The sequence below is a fragment of the Paenibacillus anaericanus genome, from assembly GCF_003994475.1.
Lineage (GTDB): Bacteria > Bacillota > Bacilli > Paenibacillales > Paenibacillaceae > Fontibacillus > Fontibacillus anaericanus.
The window spans coordinates 296,476-312,228 of record NZ_RZNY01000003.1 but is presented as its reverse complement, the minus strand read 5'-3'; the positions used below and the strand labels follow the sequence as shown (position 1 = coordinate 312,228).

Genomic DNA, 15,753 nt, shown 5'->3' with positions numbered 1-15,753 from the left:
CCGCGAACGGACCGTTCCTACAATCGCTGTGGTCTCCAAATTTCTCGATTTAACTGCTTAGCAGTCTGAGACCAAACGAGCGCTATCGCTTTTTCATTAGAATAAAGAAGAGCTGTCTCATTCGTAGAAAAATCTACTTTTAAGACAGCCCCTTGGTGAAGTTTCACTATTTAACTTGATAGTCGAATTAGAAAATCGGATTGGTCTCGACAATTACCTTAACCTGCTTAATATAGCGATCCTCTGGTCCTTTAACAGGCAGACCAACTTCAACATGGTCTATGATGTAATCGATATTATCTTGGGAAATAACTTCTCCGGGCAGTAGAATCGGAATGCCGGGTGGGTATACATAAATAAATTCGGCAATAATTCGACCTGCGGATTGCTTAAATGGAATCACTTCAGTGTCTGCATAAAAGGCATCACGTGGAATAAGTGACAGTTGTGGAATTTCCGGAACTTTTACAATGAGTTCGTTAGCGTTATTTTCCTTATAGTAGATTGTTGATAATTCGCGTAGAGCCGTAAGAAGTACATCCACCGTTTCTTTGGAATCACCTGGGGTAATTAAACAGAGTATATTGTACATATCACTAAGTTCTACTTCGATATTGTAGTGATCTCTGAGCCAATTCTCCACTTCGTACCCGGTAATTGCTAAATGCCGGACGTGTACTGTTACTTTCGTGGGATCAAAAGCGTAGGTAGCTTCTCCACCCAGAATCTCACTCCCGAAGCATTCCAAGCCTTCAATTCCGTTGATCTCACGACGTGCATAATTTGCGAGCTCGATGGATTGTTCTGCGAGTTCTCGGCCATGCAGAGCGAGATTTCTCCGTGCAGTATCAAGTGAAGCTAGCAATAAATAAGAAGTAGACGTGGTTGTCAGCATACTAATAATAGTCTGTACCCGTTGTGGGTTAACGAACCCGTTCTTAATATTAAGGTTTAGTACTGAGCTTTGAGTCATAGATCCACCTAGCTTGTGTACACTGGTGGCTGCCATATCGGCGCCAGCTTCCATAGCAGACATAGGTAAATCCTCATGAAAATGGATATGCACCCCATGGGCTTCGTCTACGAGGACGGGAACATGGAAGCTATGTGCTAGATCGACGATTTCTTTCAGGTTGGCGCATATACCGAAATAAGTCGGGTTTATGACCAGAACAGCCTTAGCATCAGGATGACGTTGCAGTGCCCGCCTTACGGAGGAAGTTGTGATACCGTGATCAATGCCGAGGTTCACATCTTGAGTTGGAGAGACGAACACTGGCTTAGCACCGGCGAAGATAATTGCGGACATAATTGATTTATGAATATTTCTCGGGATAATAATTTTATCACCGGGAGAACAAATGGATAGTATCATGGTCATGATGGCACCGCTTGTGCCTTGAACCGAGAAGTAAGTGTAGTCAGCGCCAAATGCATCTGCTGCAAGTTTTTGGGCCTCTTCAATTACTCCAGAAGGCTGATGGAGGTCATCCAAAGGAGCGATGTTGATTAGATCGATAGATAGAGCGTTGTCACCCAGAAATTCTTGAAACTCCTTATCGGCGCCGACTCCCCTTTTATGCCCGGGAATGTGAAATTGAACGGGATTACTGGCTGCGTGCTGCTTAAGGGCGGTAAATAGCGGCGTGCGTTGATGGTCCATAGTGACCGTCCCCTGCCTTTCTACGTTAAATTTACAAACAAGGTTGAGTATAGCAAAAAGAGACTGGAATGCAAGAAAAGAATATAGAGTGCAATGAGAAATAACGAAATAGCTGTGTAAGTTGACCGGTAAAAAGGGACAGACTAATAGAAGTCTGATATCTAAAAAAGAAGGAGAGGATACTTTCATGGAACTGACTGCCCCGCTTGTAAATAAAAAACTGTTAACTCCGACCTTCATCTGTATATGGATCATCATGTTTTTGGTGGAGTTTGTAAAGGGAGCATTAATCGTTGCCATTCTACCAGTCTATATGGGAGGAGTTCTGAAATTAAGTGCGTTTGCGATAGGACTATCCTTTTCACTTCAGTACATAGGGGACAATGTATTTCGTAGTCCGGCGGGTTGGCTTATTGAGCGGATTGGTTTTCGAATCACGATGATGTTGGGTCTCATCATTGCTTTTGGAGCTGTGAGTATCATTGCATTAACGCAGACGATGGGATTTATCGTTCTAGGCTGTGCATTACTCGGAATAGGAACGGCACCGCTGTGGCCTTGTGTCATGATGGGGATCTCCTCCGTGACGAAAGAGAGTAAAAATTTTGCGACAGCGATGGGAGTTATCCAAATCTCCTGTTTAGGCGGAACTGGAGCGGGCCCTGTCATTATAAATTTTTTTGTTAATGATTCGTATAAGTCGGTGTTCTGGATTTTACTTAGTTGTTTAGCACTCGTTATCATTGTGGCACTGTTTCTTCCTGGTAGAAAGGCAAAAGTGGTCACAATAGATCCAGCAGTTGCACCTTTAATTAAGAAGAAGGGGTTGCGGGCTAGTTGGAATAACTTACGTCAAACATGGTCCAATATCAGAGAGAACCTGGATGTTAGCCCATGGTTATACCCGGCATTATTCCTGCAGTCCTTTGCAATTGGTCTGTTAACGCCTGTCATAACACTCTTTGTTCGTACGGAGCTTGGCATGTCACCTCAGACTTTCAGCTTTTTACTTGTGGCAGGAGGTGGAATTACAGTGTTGGGTCTTGTTCCTGTTGGTAAACTGGCAGACCGTTTTGGGACAAAGTGGTTTCTGCATACAGGCTTTTTGCTCAGTTCAGTAGCGATAGGATTATTTGCGGTTTCACGATCGGTTCCGGTAATCTGGCTACTAGTTATGTTAATTGGGCTTAGTTATGCGTGTATTCTTCCTACTTGGGATACGATGATTGCTCATATGCTTCCAGAAGGTGAGAAAGGTACAGTATGGGGGTTGTTTCTGACTATACAGGGGTCTGGGATGGTAATCGGTCCGATTGTCTCGGGTAAACTGTGGGATATGTTAGGGCCGCCGGCACCTTTTCTGGGGAGCGCTATTGTGATGGCTGTGCTGTTTTTTATTCATATCGCGCTTTCGCGAAGACAACAGCACAGCCAGGCATAAATAGTCGAATTCTTTTAGAAAGAGCCTTTATATAACGGCAGTAGGGTAGTGAAAGTCTCTTCAATAGTAGTTAGAAGTTGATCACCGTCACGGAGAATAGCGTTATCTCGCTCAAGACGAAGTCCACACATAATCTCTGATTTCTTCACCGTCTTGAGTCTATCTGCTAATGTCTTCAACGATTCGTTATCACAGTCTTTGTGAAGCGTTCCGCTAGGATCCATATGATCTGTGGACCAATAAAAGCCATCAGGGACTAGCTTCTTTACTTTGGCAGTATGCTTCTCTAAATAATCGGCAAACACCACTTTATTTGGGCTCTCATAAATAACAGCAAATATGATGAATAGATGTGTAGAGAACATACCCACTTGAAAGTGAGGTAATGCTTTGTATCCACGTTTATTGCTTGCCCAAGCGATCCACGTGTCATTCGGAGGATTCACCTTGCGCCGAGCATGTTTAGCTACATGAGGGTACATTTCTTCTCCACAAAGTGCTGACAAGTAGGGCGACACCATATTTCCTAGTGATGTTAGTTTGGGGCGTACCTGATCTATAATCGCTTCCATCCGAGGTTCAAGACCCGGAACGGTCATACAATCGAAATCTTGTTCGGAAAAACCGGAAAATGACATTTCTTGTTACCTCCAAAAGATAATATTGTTCATATAATTTTATCAGTATAACATAGTTCGATTCAAGGCTTGTCTAAGCCAGCAGCATGCAAGAGCATTAATGGGAACAAAAATGTGCCCCTTTTGCGTCAGAACCTGTCTGATGCGGGTAAAAATAATCAATAAACCAAGTTCCACTACATAAGATAGAGTATTAAGATAAGGCAAGTCATAATCGGGATTTTGGTTCACCAAAATTTGGGGAGGGAGTGCCGTGAATAAAAGTTACGAGGTGGAATATTGCAACCTGGAGCTCAGATTCGACCGCCGGCACATTCAACAACTAATCCGCGATTTGATCCAAGACGGGTATTCTTTATATTGGAGTGAGAATGAGAATATCTTCATCATTTCCGTCCGAACTGGACGTAAACTGACGAAGTTGCGCTTTCAACGGCTCGCTAAAGGATACAAGCTTGTGGGTGATTACGTAATAAAGGATGCCAAACTGGCGGATTGGTTAGAGAAGCAGATCGGTGATTTGCGTGGCCATGCTGTGGTCAAGCGTTTTAAAGATCGTCAGGTATTAATTGAGAGTATTTTGTTCGGTGAAGTTATTCGGCTTGTGGAAATCATTGGAGTAGAACATCGCGTGATCTTTCAAAAAGGACCCATGGTAGACCGCCGAAAGTTGGCTGAAATATTTGCTTCCGAGGCGGCTGAATGCCAGCTTAAGAGCCTAGAGCAAGAGCTAGATGATGAACTTGCGAAGCTGTCAGCTGCACTGCAATGCGGGGATGAAGAAGCAGTGGAAGCTTGTAAAGAGAAATTACGAAATTTGCGTATTGAGTTGATTCGACTTGAATGGTAAAGGGCAAATTGTAAATGGGAAGTAGGGTGTGTATCAAAAATCATTGCAACCCCCACTATTTTGGGGGGTTGTTTTGCGAATGAGGGGGTATGGGGGTTCACTTCTGTACTCAAAAGAGTTAAAATGATATTATTGAAAATAAAAAGTGTGCAAAGGATGGAGACCATGTCTAAACAACAAATTGGCGTTATCGGCCTTGCCGTTATGGGCAAAAATTTGGCCCTAAATATCGAAAGCAAGGGCTTCACAGTGTCGGTTTTCAACCGCTCACCGCAAAAAACTCATGACCTGTTAGAAAATGAAGCTAAAGGCAAGAATCTTGTAGGTACATTCACAATCGAAGAGTTTGTAAACTCCTTGGAAATACCTCGCAAAATTTTGATCATGGTACAAGCTGGTGCCGCAACAGACGGTACGATTGAGCAATTGCTTCCGTATTTGGATCAAGGCGACATTATTATTGATGGAGGTAACGCGTACTTCCCAGATACGCAACGCCGTAGTAAAGAACTTGAAGCCAAAGGATTCCGTTTCATCGGAACAGGCGTATCGGGCGGAGAAGAAGGCGCACTTAATGGTCCTGCGATCATGCCAGGTGGCCAAGAAAGTGCTTATCAATTGGTAGAACCAATTCTTACGGCAATTTCTGCGAAAGTAAACGGGGACCCATGTTGTACATATATCGGACCTGACGGAGCTGGCCATTACGTGAAAATGGTTCACAACGGTATTGAATATGGAGATATGCAATTGATCGGTGAGGCTTACCATTTACTTAAAGATGTTCTTGGCTTGGATGCTAAAGAGCTACATGAAATTTTCTCGGAGTGGAATAAGGGTGAACTGGACAGCTACTTGATCGAGATCACAGCGGATATTTTCTCCCAATATGATCAAGAGACTGGCAAACCGATGGTTGACGTTATTCTTGACGCTGCAGGACAGAAAGGTACTGGTAAGTGGACAAGCCAAAGTGCACTTGATCTAGGTGTTCCATTGTCCATGATCACAGAATCAGTATTCTCTCGTTTCCTTTCCGCAATGAAAGAAGAACGTATTGCTGCTAGTAAAATCCTTAGCGGTCCTGCGAAAACAGCATTTACCGGCGATAAAGCTGAATTTATCGAGAATGTGCGCAAAGCGCTATTTGCAAGTAAGATCGTTTCTTATGCTCAAGGTTTCGCACAAATGCGCGCGGCTTCTGACGAGTATGGTTGGGATCTCAACTACGGTAAGATTTCGATGATATTCCGCGGTGGTTGCATTATCCGTTCGCAGTTCCTGCATAACATAAAAGAAGCATATGATCGTGATGCTGAACTTAAGAATCTCTTGCTTGATCCGTACTTTAAGAACATTGTTGAGAACTATCAGGACTCATGGCGTAAAGTCGTTGCGGTTGCGGTTGAAAATGGAATTCCGGTTCCTGGCTTCTCAAGTGCTATTTCCTACTACGATAGCTATCGTACTGAGCGTCTTCCAGCGAATTTGCTGCAAGCGCAGCGCGATTACTTCGGTGCCCATACATTCAAACGTGTGGATAAAGAAGGCGTATTCCATCACCAATGGTTCTAAGATAATTCCGTAATATCTTAAAGAGATGTCGGAGGGGGCGTATACTACCGCTCACTCCGGCATCTTTTTTTGAAATATAAGAATGTATTTATGTACTTTTATGTCTCGCATAGGATCAGCCTGTGTTATGATATGAACTAATTAAATAATTTAACGCATTACCGCGGTTAACCAACAACAAAACAAATAATAATGTACAAAGGGGATTTGTATATGGATGTTATCGTTAGACCTACGTCAGAGCTTAAGGGTGAGATTGGCGCCCTCTCATCGAAAAATTACACGACCCGTTATTTGCTTGTCGCAGCTCTGGCAGAGGGGACGAGCACGGTGCATTATCCCGCACATAGTGAAGATAGCGATGCCATGCGCCGTTGTATCCAAGATCTTGGTGCTGTGCTTGAAGAGGATGACGAGAAGATAGTTATTACTGGTTTTGGTCGAAATCCTAAAGATGTGAAGGAATTGAATGTAGGAAACGCGGGTGCAGTATTACGTTTTCTTATGGCCGTGACAGCATTGTGTCCTGAAGTGACATTTGTTAACTCATATCCTGATTCGCTTGGTAAGCGTCCACATGATGATTTAATTGAGGCGCTTGGAGGGATGAGAGTAGAGATAGAGCATCGAGATGGTAAATTGCCGATTACGATCCGAGGTGGTAATCCTAAGGGTGGTAAGATAAAGGTATCGGGTGCTGTTAGTTCTCAGTATCTGAGTGCTTTGCTCTTCTTGACGCCGCTTCTTGTTGAAGATAGCGAAATAGAAGTGTTAGGAGATCTGAAATCCAAGGTAGTTGTTGGCCAGACACTTGAGGTGCTTGAGCAGGCGGGTATCATTATTCACGCAAGTGATGACTACATGAATTTCCGCATTCCTGGTGGTCAGACATATCAAGCGAAGACATACACAGTACAGGGTGATTACCCTGGATCGGCGGCTATTCTAGCGGCCGCAGCAGTTACGAAATCGGACGTGAAAATCTTCCGGCTGGCAGAGAAGAGTAAGCAAGGTGAGCGAGCAGTAGTTGATGTTCTCCAAATGATGGATGTGCCGCTAACGCATACTGATGGAACAGTACATGTGCAAGGCAATGGTCGTTTGCGGCCCGTAGAATTCGATGGGGATGCAGCAACTGATGCGGTGCTTGCGATGGTGGCGGCGGCCGTATTTGCGGACGGAACCTCACGGTTCTATAATGTAGAAAACTTGCGTTACAAAGAGTGCGATCGCATCACCGATTATTTGAACGAGCTCCGAAAAGCTGGAGCAAATGTGGAGGAACGACAGGCAGAAATTATTGTACATGGGCGTCCCTCTGGACTAGAGGGCGGTGTGGAAATTAACGCACATTATGACCATCGTGTAATTATGGCACTTACTGTAGTTGGATTACGTTGTAAGAAGCCATTGGTAATTAAAGATGCACACCATGTTGCTAAATCATATCCGCAATTTTTTGATCACATTTCTGCGCTTGGTGCAGCCGTAGAATGGGTATAACAATAGAATAGAGAGGAGGAATGAATGTGACATTTCAGAACCCAAACAGGGAAGAAGTCAAACAATTGTTAGAAAATGCCGGTAATATCGCCGTTGTGGGCTTATCAGACAAAACGGATCGTACCTCTTACATGGTTGCGCAGGCACTTCAAAATAATGGTTACCGTATTATTCCGGTCAACCCTACTGTTAAAGGCGAAATTCTGGGTGAAAAAGTATATTCATCTCTTCAGGACATTCCTGAACCTGTCGATATTGTGAACGTGTTTCGTCGAAGTGAACAAACACCCGAGGTGGCCAAAGCTGCTGTGGAGATCGGTGCGAATGTGTTATGGTTACAGCAAGGTATTACTAGCGATGAAGCGAATGACATCGCCTCAAAGGCCGGACTAACCGTAATTATGGACCGTTGTATCAAAGTAGAGGATAGTATCTTAATCGGTAAGCGCAGCTAAACTAACACTCTTGGAGGGACCCTTTATATTGTTGAAAGGGTCCCTTCTTATGTTTTTTTTTCATCCGTGTATATGTCATTCTAGGTATTTCCCTTTGACAAAATTATAAGGCTAGGCTTACCATAATGAAATATAGAGAAGATAACCTATAACAGAGTGAGATGTAGGGGGTCAATAAATGATACAAGGTATTGGTGCAGCCGCAGGCGTAGCTATCGGCAAGGCTTTTGTGCTGCCCTCATGGGATTGGGATGTACCAGATCGAAGAATGGAAAAGGTAGATCTGGCATTGGAATTCGAGCGGTTGTATGAAGGAATTCGAACATCCAAAACTGAAATTGAAGTGATGAAGAACGAGATCAAAGAAACAGTAGGAGTAGCTGAATCGAGTATCTTTGACGCTCACATCGCTATTTTGGAAGATCCTGTATTTATGAGTGAGATCCAGGGTATTATTGAGCGGCAATACAAAGCAGCGGAAGTAGCTGTGAAAGAGGCCATTGATCATTTCGTTACTATGTTTGATCTACTTGATGATGAATATATGAAAGAGCGAGCGCTCGATATCAAGGATGTTGGCAATCGACTTCTTAAGCACTTGCTTGGTACTCCGGATATTACATTGCCGGCGGATACTCAGCCCTATATCTTGGTCGCAAAGGAGCTTTCTCCTTCTCAACTTGTTCATCTAAATCCCAACAATGTGCTTGGTATTGTCACATTAGCAGGAGGGAAAACTTCTCACTCTGCAATTATGGCACGAGCGCTGGGGATTCCATTGGTATCTGGGTTAGAGAATAAGCTGGCTGAGCCCCTTCAAACAGGGGATATGCTCGTTATTGATGGAGATGAGGGTAAGCTATATTTAGACCCGAGTCCCGATATTATTGAATCTTACACCGAAATGGCTGTGAAACTTTCGCGGAGGAAGGAGCAGCTCCAGCTGCTAGCTTCGGTTGAAGCAGTCACGAAGGACGGAGTACATCTTCGATTAGCGGGCAATATTAGTTCGGTTAAAGATTTGAAACTAGCCCTTAAGCACGGAGCCGAAGGTGTTGGTTTGTTCCGAACTGAATTTTTGTATATGGACCGCTCAACTTTCCCCGAGGAAGAGGAGCAATATAAAGTATATAGGCAGGTTGCAGAGACAGCCGGAGCCCATCCCGTTGTCATTCGTACACTCGATATTGGTGGGGATAAGCAGTTAGAGTACTTCTCTTTACCAGAGGAAGATAATCCATTTCTGGGTTATCGGGCTATTCGGATAAGTCTGGATCGTAAAGAAATGTTTATTACTCAACTAACGGCTATTCTACGAGCAAGCGCACATGGGAAGGTTAAGATCATGTACCCGATGATTTCCTCAGTAGAGGAAGTGCGTGAGGCGAATCAGTTACTCGAAGAAGCAAAACGAGGGTTACATGAACGAGGAATTGCTTATGACAGCGATATTCAGGTTGGAATCATGATCGAGGTTCCTGCAGCAGCTGCCATAGCGGATTTACTTGCCGCTGAAGCCGATTTTTTCAGTATAGGTACGAATGATCTTGTTCAATATGTACTGGCCGTAGACCGGATGAACGAGAAGATAGCCCATATGTATAATCCTTATCATCCAGCAGTGCTACGGGCACTACGGCAAACAGTGCTGGCTGCCAAGGAGGCGGGGATACCGGTTAGCGTATGTGGAGAGATGGCTGGAGATGAGAAAGCTATTCCTATTTGGAACTATTTAGGGGTGGTAGATCTCAGTATGTCTCCACAATCATTACTGCGGGTGAAACACCGGATCTTGAATACAACGGCTAAGGAAAGTCAAGAAATCGGAGCTCGTTGTTATTGTCTCTCCACAAGTGCGGAGATTGAATCTGAATTGGCTATATTTACCGAAAGCGGCAACTATAGCTCGGATAGTTTAGCCTGATATAGAACAACGCCAGGAAGCAAAGCTCCCTGGCGTTTGTTTTGGTTTCAAACCATAAAAGCGATTCTATTTAGAGGCTGCTATAAGCGCATCTACGAAAGCTTTGCCATAAGGAGGCAGATCTGGCGGACGACGGGCGGAAATAATGTGTCCGTCCACTACAACGGGTTCGTCTTTCCAAATTGCCCCGGCATTGGTCATATCATCGCGGATTCCTGGCGTCGATGTTACCGTTACTCCTTTAAGAATTCCAGCTGAAATCAGAACCCAGCCGGCATGACAAATCTGGCCGATCGGTTTCTTAGCCTCATGCATATCTCTGACGAATTGTAGCACTTTATCATACCGACGAAGCTTGTCCGGAGCCCAACCGCCTGGGACAAGAATACCGTCATATTCACTGGTATCAATTTCCTCAAAAGTGAACTCTGCCTCTGCAGGGACGCCATATTTTCCAATGTATTTTTTGCCTTTCGTAAGACCTACTAGATGAACCTCAGCACCCTCTTCGCGAACGCGATAAATCGGATACCACAGCTCTAAATCCTCGAACTCATCATCAACCAATGCAATGACCTTTTTACCAGTAAGTCTCAAAATCGTTTCCCCCTGTCTTGGACTGCTCTTGACGAATAACACTTTCGATACTTTAATTGTATCAAATTGATGATAATTTTCATACCTACGGACTCGATCCCTTACCTTCCTTTCATTGGAATCTCTAGCGTTTTTGAGTAACTGGAAGGAGTTCACTAAGGGTGGGTCGAATACATCTAACATTCATCGAATGTGATCTATAATGATAAGGATTAAGATGAGGTGATACTTTGTATAAGCAATGCCATTGTGGAGGAATGATGAACCTAAGTTTTCGGTTAGTCATTTTTGAAGGGGTTCTAGAGATTGATAGAGTACCTATTTACGAATGTGAATTGGATTGTTATCATGAAGTCTTTCCAGCGATCAAAGCAGACCTAAAAGCGTTACTGTCCTCTTTGAAGCAACAAGGAAAAAATGGCCGAATTATTTTTACGGAAGTAAATGAATTAGCTCATTTAATTTTCGATATTTACCGAACATGGGAACAAAGCGAATCGCTGTCATTTGAAGCGCTTTTGGAACGGAAGTCGGGGGAGCGTATTAATTTACTGCTTGATTTGTATGGTTGTGCTAAAGCGATGAACGATTCAGGTTGGATGGGTGATATTTCAAATCGTCTTGCTCAAATGTCTAATATTGTTAAAGATCGTCAGTTTTCAGAAGAAAATCAACGATTTACTTACTAATTCGACGGTTTAAGTTGTTTTTTTATTTACCTTTTTGATAAGATAGTAGAAGATAAGTTGTGTAGACTCTTATGTGAAAGGAGTTGGATATATCATGTTCACATTGACAAGAATAACTTCCATAGAGGAACTTCACAGTCTTTTGGATAATTCTAGGCAAAAGCCTTTACTGTTATTTAAACATAGCACCCGTTGTCCGATTAGTTCAGGGGCTTATCGGGAAGTTGAGGCTTACTTAAATGATAATCCTAATGAAGAGGTTACATACGGGCTTATTTACGTGGTTGAAGATAGAAATGTGTCTAACGAGGCAGCTGAGCGATTGAATGTAAAGCATGCATCTCCGCAGGTTATACTGGTTAAGGACGGACAATCACAATGGAATACTTCTCATTCTGCAATTACTAGTGAGGCATTGAGAGGAATTCTAAACTAATGTGAAGCGTTATCATTGCGCAAAGTAATATTTTGTCGTATCATAAATTTAATGGGATCTAAATGTAAAATGATAAAAATCTATTGGCAATGGAGAGAAGAATGTGACGGTTACCATATACGATGTGGCACGTGAAGCAGGCGTCTCGATGGCCACGGTTTCTCGGGTAGTAAATAACAACCCTAATGTGAAACCGCAGACCCGGAAGAAAGTTTACGAAGCAATTGAACAATTGGGATATCGTCCAAATGCGGTGGCAAGAGGTCTTGCCAGCAAGAAGACGACCACAGTTGGTGTGGTTATTCCTGATATTTCGAATTCTATTTTTGCAGAAATTGCTCGGGGCATCGAAGATATAGCGAATATGTATCACTATAATATTATCTTATGTAATGCGGATAAGAAGAAAGAAAAGGAAATTCGTGTAATTAACACACTGCTCGAGAAACAAGTGGACGGGCTTTTATTCATGGGTGGTGCTGTGACGGAGGAACATATACAAGCATTCCAGTCGTCTTCGGTACCGATCGTGTTATGTGCTACAAGTGATGAGCAAGGTGTCATTCCTTCCGTGGATATCGATCATGAGTCTGCAGCATTTGATGCTGTAAGCACATTGATCCGTCACGGACACCGTGATGTAGCTATGATTAGTGGAACGTTGCAGGATCCTGCAAATGGTTATGCTCGTTTCCAAGGTTACAAACGTGCACTGGAAACAGCAGGAATTGAGTACAAAGAAGATTTGGTTCGTATCGGAAATTATCGTTACGAGTCAGGCGTTGAGGCAATGAAATATTTCTTGGGATTGAAGAAGCGGCCATCTGCGATATTCGCAGCTACAGACGAAATGGCGATTGGTGCGATTCACAGTATCCAAGATGAAGGGTTGAAAGTACCTGACGATTTCTCCATTATCAGTGTTGACAATATTCGTATGGCATCTATGGTGCGTCCGCAATTAACTACTGTGGCACAACCGATGTATGACCTCGGGGCTGTTGCAATGCGTTTGTTAACGAAACTGATGAAGAAGGAACCTGTCGAGAATCCACGAGTGATTCTACCTCACGAGACAATTCTAAGGTTGTCAGTAAGTCATGTGTAAGCTGATTCACACGATATAGAGATATAGATAGATAAACAGATAAACAGAGAACAATGATATGAAAAAGGGTTATAACGTGAAAAAGCTCCTGCTTAGGAGCTTTTTTTGGGGTTTATGGCCATTAGATGGCGATCTTTAGAAGATCGTGTAGATTATATTCATCTAATAATGGAGGTATTATGACTAGAACTATTGGGCTTATGGGAGCCATGGATGAAGAAATTGTTTTATTACTACAAGGATTAGAACGGCAGCAAAGCGTAGTCCATGCGGGTATCTCCTTCGTAACAGGAATATTCCATGGTAAAGAAGTTGTCGTTTGTAAATCAGGCGTTGGTAAAGTGAATGCTGCAGTGACTACGCAAATATTAATTCACCGCTTTGGAGTGGATATCATTTTGTTTACAGGAGTGGCTGGTGCAGTCAACCCTTCGCTGAATATTGGAGATATCGTCATCTCTTCGTCCTGCCAGCAGCATGACATGGATGTGACACCACTTGGTTATAAACGTGGAGATATTCCTTATCAGGATATATCAGATTTCCCAGCAGATCCTAGATTGTTACGATTGGCAGAAGAGATCTGCAGTGAATTGTGCAGGGATCGAAAATTTATAGTGGGTAGAGTACTATCAGGTGATCAGTTTATTTCAGATTATAATTTCGTTCGGATGCTACATGAAACGATGGATGGTGCATGTGTAGAGATGGAAGGTTCTGCAGTGGCTCAAGTATGCCATATGAATGGAACTCCTTATCTCGTTATTCGTTCCATGTCGGATAAAGCTGATGGTACTGCTGAGATAAATTATGCTGAATTTACAGTAGAAGCTGCTACACGCTCGTATGAAATAGTTAATGAAATGGTTTCAAAACTAGATACCATCCTGAATTAAGGATAGTCCTGCAGTGCGACCGCGAGATTCTCGCGGTTTTTTGTTGTGATCTCGTTCCTTCTCGGTATGCCATCCCACAAGGAAAGATCATCGAGCCATTCAGAAGGAAGTTCTACTGACGTCTGGCTTTGCCACTTCGTGATCCATGCTTCAGGGAGCCTAGAATGGTTACTCTGGGTTAAGCTAGCCTTCAGGGGATGCCCACTCATTTCAAGCCAAAGAAGGCTCCAGGCCCGAGGGACGACACGCCATAGGTCATATCCACCTCCGCCAACAGCTACCCAACGTCCACCACAATAGGTATGAGCCAATTGATGTAGGATGCTAGGCATTTCATTGTAAATTGCCATGCTACATTGCATATGGGACATAGGATCTAGGGCATGGGCATCACAACCATGTTGGCTAATAATAAGGTCTGGTTTGAAATGCATAGCCAGTCGACTTATGGATTGTTCGAAACACTCCATCCAGGATTCATCTTCGGTATAGGGTTGCAGCGGAATATTCATACACGCTCCGTAACCTTGATGTTCGCCTCTCTCTTGCAGAAATCCGGTACCAGGAAATAAATACTTACCCGTCTCGTGAATCGAGTATGTACACACATCAGGGTCGGAATAGAAGCTCCATTGCACACCGTCTCCGTGATGAACATCAGTGTCCACATATAGCACCCTGGCACCATAGTGATGTCTTGCATAAGCGATGGCTACGGAAACATCGTTATACACACAGAACCCTGCAGCCTTAGCTGAGAGCGCATGATGGAGTCCTCCTCCTAAGTGTAGGGCGTGATTGCATTTGCCTGACAAGACAGCCTCTATGGCGGTTATAGTCCCACCAGCCACATAGGAGGTCGCCTCATGCATGCCTGGGAAGAATGGGGTATCCTCATCCATCAGCCCATACTGTTCTGCACGGCTTAACCAGAGCGGGGAGGGTGGCGTTTGACTGAGTCCTTTGACTGCATCGATATATGCTGGTTGATGAATCCGAAGTAGATCCTCTTGTGTTGCTGGGATGATTTGAAGTTTCTGTTTGTCATCTAATGCACCAATCTCGGTTAGAAGATCTAAAGTTAATTGCAACCGAATGGGATGGAAAGGGTGATTGTCGTGAAAATGATAGTTCATAACCTTATCATGATGGATAAATAAAGCGTTTTCATCCATAATCTCACACTCCCTTTCTCTTGGATATGCTGCCGAAGGACACTATTAATACATGAATCGTTGTTGAAAACGCAAACGGTCAAACTGTTCTTCAGACTCCAGGGGAACGTTCTTACCGATTCGGACCATCAGGCAATTAGCCGGATGAGAGCAGATCTCGGGGTCGTCGGTAGCATACCAGAACATGTCGACTGTCTGCATCAGTCGCTCCATCATTTTACGGTAATCCCACACACTAAGTCCGCTGCTTTTCAAATCCCAATGCCAGTAATATTCTGTTGTAAATACAATATAATGTTCCATCTGATTGTCTTCAAAAGCCGTCTGAATCATGCGGGAGCCTAAGCCTAAAGAACGATATTCATTCGATACCTCTATGGCTCCTAGTTCAATTAGATCGGGCATGTGGGCTTGCGACCATCGCTCCATTTCATCAGGATAGTGGAAGGTGACGTAACCTATAATGATGTTCTCGACTCGGGCTAGAATGATTCGGCCCTCTGGAAGTCCAGCAATTTCTACTAAAGCTTCGTGTTGTTCACGAGGCCTTCGAAAAGCATCTAGATCCGGATGCATTTGCAAATCTAATAGTCCAGTGGATGTTATAGGTCCTTCGATGACAATCTCTTTGTTCTGATAGGGTAGGGTATGGCGAATGTAGGTTTTACGGTGTTCCATGTTGCCACCTCCGTTACTTGTTCCCCTCACTTATAACAGAAAAATGAAAATTTGAAAAGTATAGCCGTATTGTTAAAACCTGTGCTATAATTAATTCCGACATAAAATATTCACATTTATTAGTT

At 43.5% G+C, this 15,753-nt stretch carries 15 protein-coding genes; 10 read left to right on the top strand and 5 right to left on the bottom strand.

Annotated elements, in window-relative coordinates:
* Positions 1-187 precede the first annotated feature (187 nt).
* Entirely contained in the window at positions 188-1,663 is a 1,476-nt protein-coding gene (locus EJP82_RS05735) for an aminotransferase class I/II-fold pyridoxal phosphate-dependent enzyme (RefSeq protein WP_127191076.1), read from the bottom strand.
* 187 nt (positions 1,664-1,850) lie between these two features.
* Here EJP82_RS05735 and EJP82_RS05730 point away from each other — a divergent pair, with 187 nt between their 5' ends.
* Positions 1,851-3,104, top strand: coding sequence for an MFS transporter (locus tag EJP82_RS05730; protein ID WP_127191075.1), 1,254 nt, complete (start codon positions 1,851-1,853; stop codon positions 3,102-3,104).
* A gap of 14 nt (positions 3,105-3,118) precedes the next feature.
* Here the strand turns inward: EJP82_RS05730 and EJP82_RS05725 are convergent, their stop codons facing one another.
* The gene (locus EJP82_RS05725) at positions 3,119-3,742 is read right to left on the bottom strand and encodes a YktB family protein (protein WP_127191074.1); all 624 of its coding nucleotides are present in this window, start codon (positions 3,740-3,742) and stop codon (positions 3,119-3,121) included.
* Positions 3,743-3,995: 253 nt separating this feature from the next.
* Between EJP82_RS05725 and EJP82_RS05720 the strand changes: the two genes are divergently transcribed.
* From EJP82_RS05720 to ptsP, 5 genes are all read left to right on the top strand, one after another.
* Positions 3,996-4,592: a hypothetical protein gene (locus EJP82_RS05720; RefSeq protein ID WP_127191073.1), complete on the top strand. Its 597-nt coding sequence runs from the start codon at positions 3,996-3,998 to the stop codon at positions 4,590-4,592.
* A 165-nt stretch (positions 4,593-4,757) separates the two neighbouring features.
* Positions 4,758-6,167: an NADP-dependent phosphogluconate dehydrogenase gene (gndA, locus tag EJP82_RS05715; protein WP_127191072.1), complete on the top strand. Its 1,410-nt coding sequence runs from the start codon at positions 4,758-4,760 to the stop codon at positions 6,165-6,167.
* A gap of 213 nt (positions 6,168-6,380) precedes the next feature.
* Positions 6,381-7,670: a 3-phosphoshikimate 1-carboxyvinyltransferase gene (aroA, locus tag EJP82_RS05710; protein WP_127191071.1), complete on the top strand. Its 1,290-nt coding sequence runs from the start codon at positions 6,381-6,383 to the stop codon at positions 7,668-7,670.
* 26 nt (positions 7,671-7,696) lie between these two features.
* On the top strand, positions 7,697-8,125 hold the full coding sequence (locus EJP82_RS05705) for a CoA-binding protein (protein WP_127191070.1): 429 nt from the start codon (positions 7,697-7,699) through the stop codon (positions 8,123-8,125).
* Positions 8,126-8,303: 178 nt separating this feature from the next.
* The gene (gene ptsP, locus EJP82_RS05700) at positions 8,304-10,049 is read left to right on the top strand and encodes a phosphoenolpyruvate--protein phosphotransferase (protein WP_127191069.1); all 1,746 of its coding nucleotides are present in this window, start codon (positions 8,304-8,306) and stop codon (positions 10,047-10,049) included.
* Between the two features lie 66 nt (positions 10,050-10,115).
* Here the strand turns inward: ptsP and EJP82_RS05695 are convergent, their stop codons facing one another.
* Entirely contained in the window at positions 10,116-10,649 is a 534-nt protein-coding gene (locus tag EJP82_RS05695) for a type 1 glutamine amidotransferase domain-containing protein (RefSeq protein ID WP_127191178.1), read from the bottom strand.
* Between the two features lie 254 nt (positions 10,650-10,903).
* Between EJP82_RS05695 and EJP82_RS05690 the strand changes: the two genes are divergently transcribed.
* From EJP82_RS05690 to EJP82_RS05675, 4 genes are all read left to right on the top strand, one after another.
* Positions 10,904-11,335 carry a hypothetical protein gene (locus EJP82_RS05690; protein ID WP_246053986.1) on the top strand — a complete coding sequence of 144 codons (432 nt, stop codon included), beginning with the start codon at positions 10,904-10,906 and terminating at the stop codon, positions 11,333-11,335.
* A gap of 94 nt (positions 11,336-11,429) precedes the next feature.
* The gene (ytxJ, locus tag EJP82_RS05685) at positions 11,430-11,771 is read left to right on the top strand and encodes a bacillithiol system redox-active protein YtxJ (protein ID WP_127191067.1); all 342 of its coding nucleotides are present in this window, start codon (positions 11,430-11,432) and stop codon (positions 11,769-11,771) included.
* A gap of 103 nt (positions 11,772-11,874) precedes the next feature.
* Positions 11,875-12,879 (top strand): catabolite control protein A, encoded by a 1,005-nt coding sequence (gene ccpA, locus EJP82_RS05680; RefSeq protein WP_127191066.1) that lies wholly within the window; start codon positions 11,875-11,877, stop codon positions 12,877-12,879.
* Positions 12,880-13,058: 179 nt separating this feature from the next.
* The gene (locus tag EJP82_RS05675; protein ID WP_127191065.1) at positions 13,059-13,775 is read left to right on the top strand and encodes a 5'-methylthioadenosine/adenosylhomocysteine nucleosidase; all 717 of its coding nucleotides are present in this window, start codon (positions 13,059-13,061) and stop codon (positions 13,773-13,775) included.
* Here EJP82_RS05675 and EJP82_RS05670 read toward each other — a convergent pair.
* Positions 13,772-14,950: an acetoin utilization protein AcuC gene (locus tag EJP82_RS05670; RefSeq protein ID WP_127191064.1), complete on the bottom strand. Its 1,179-nt coding sequence runs from the start codon at positions 14,948-14,950 to the stop codon at positions 13,772-13,774. The genes EJP82_RS05675 and EJP82_RS05670 overlap by 4 nt on opposite strands.
* Before the next feature lie 45 nt (positions 14,951-14,995).
* Positions 14,996-15,628 (bottom strand): GNAT family N-acetyltransferase, encoded by a 633-nt coding sequence (locus EJP82_RS05665; protein WP_127191063.1) that lies wholly within the window; start codon positions 15,626-15,628, stop codon positions 14,996-14,998.
* Positions 15,629-15,753 lie beyond the last annotated feature (125 nt).

Coding starts and splice junctions, on each gene's coding strand:
- ptsP (WP_127191069.1), top strand. CDS start 8,304: ATGATACAAGGTATTGGTGCAGCCGCAGGCGTAGCTATCGGCAAGGCT.
- aroA (WP_127191071.1), top strand. CDS start 6,381: ATGGATGTTATCGTTAGACCTACGTCAGAGCTTAAGGGTGAGATTGGC.
- ytxJ (WP_127191067.1), top strand. CDS start 11,430: ATGTTCACATTGACAAGAATAACTTCCATAGAGGAACTTCACAGTCTT.
- EJP82_RS05675 (WP_127191065.1), top strand. CDS start 13,059: ATGACTAGAACTATTGGGCTTATGGGAGCCATGGATGAAGAAATTGTT.
- EJP82_RS05725 (WP_127191074.1), bottom strand. CDS start 3,742: ATGTCATTTTCCGGTTTTTCCGAACAAGATTTCGATTGTATGACCGTT.
- EJP82_RS05735 (WP_127191076.1), bottom strand. CDS start 1,663: ATGGACCATCAACGCACGCCGCTATTTACCGCCCTTAAGCAGCACGCA.
- EJP82_RS05665 (WP_127191063.1), bottom strand. CDS start 15,628: ATGGAACACCGTAAAACCTACATTCGCCATACCCTACCCTATCAGAAC.
- gndA (WP_127191072.1), top strand. CDS start 4,758: ATGTCTAAACAACAAATTGGCGTTATCGGCCTTGCCGTTATGGGCAAA.
- EJP82_RS05670 (WP_127191064.1), bottom strand. CDS start 14,950: ATGGATGAAAACGCTTTATTTATCCATCATGATAAGGTTATGAACTAT.
- EJP82_RS05690 (WP_246053986.1), top strand. CDS start 10,904: ATGATGAACCTAAGTTTTCGGTTAGTCATTTTTGAAGGGGTTCTAGAG.
- EJP82_RS05730 (WP_127191075.1), top strand. CDS start 1,851: ATGGAACTGACTGCCCCGCTTGTAAATAAAAAACTGTTAACTCCGACC.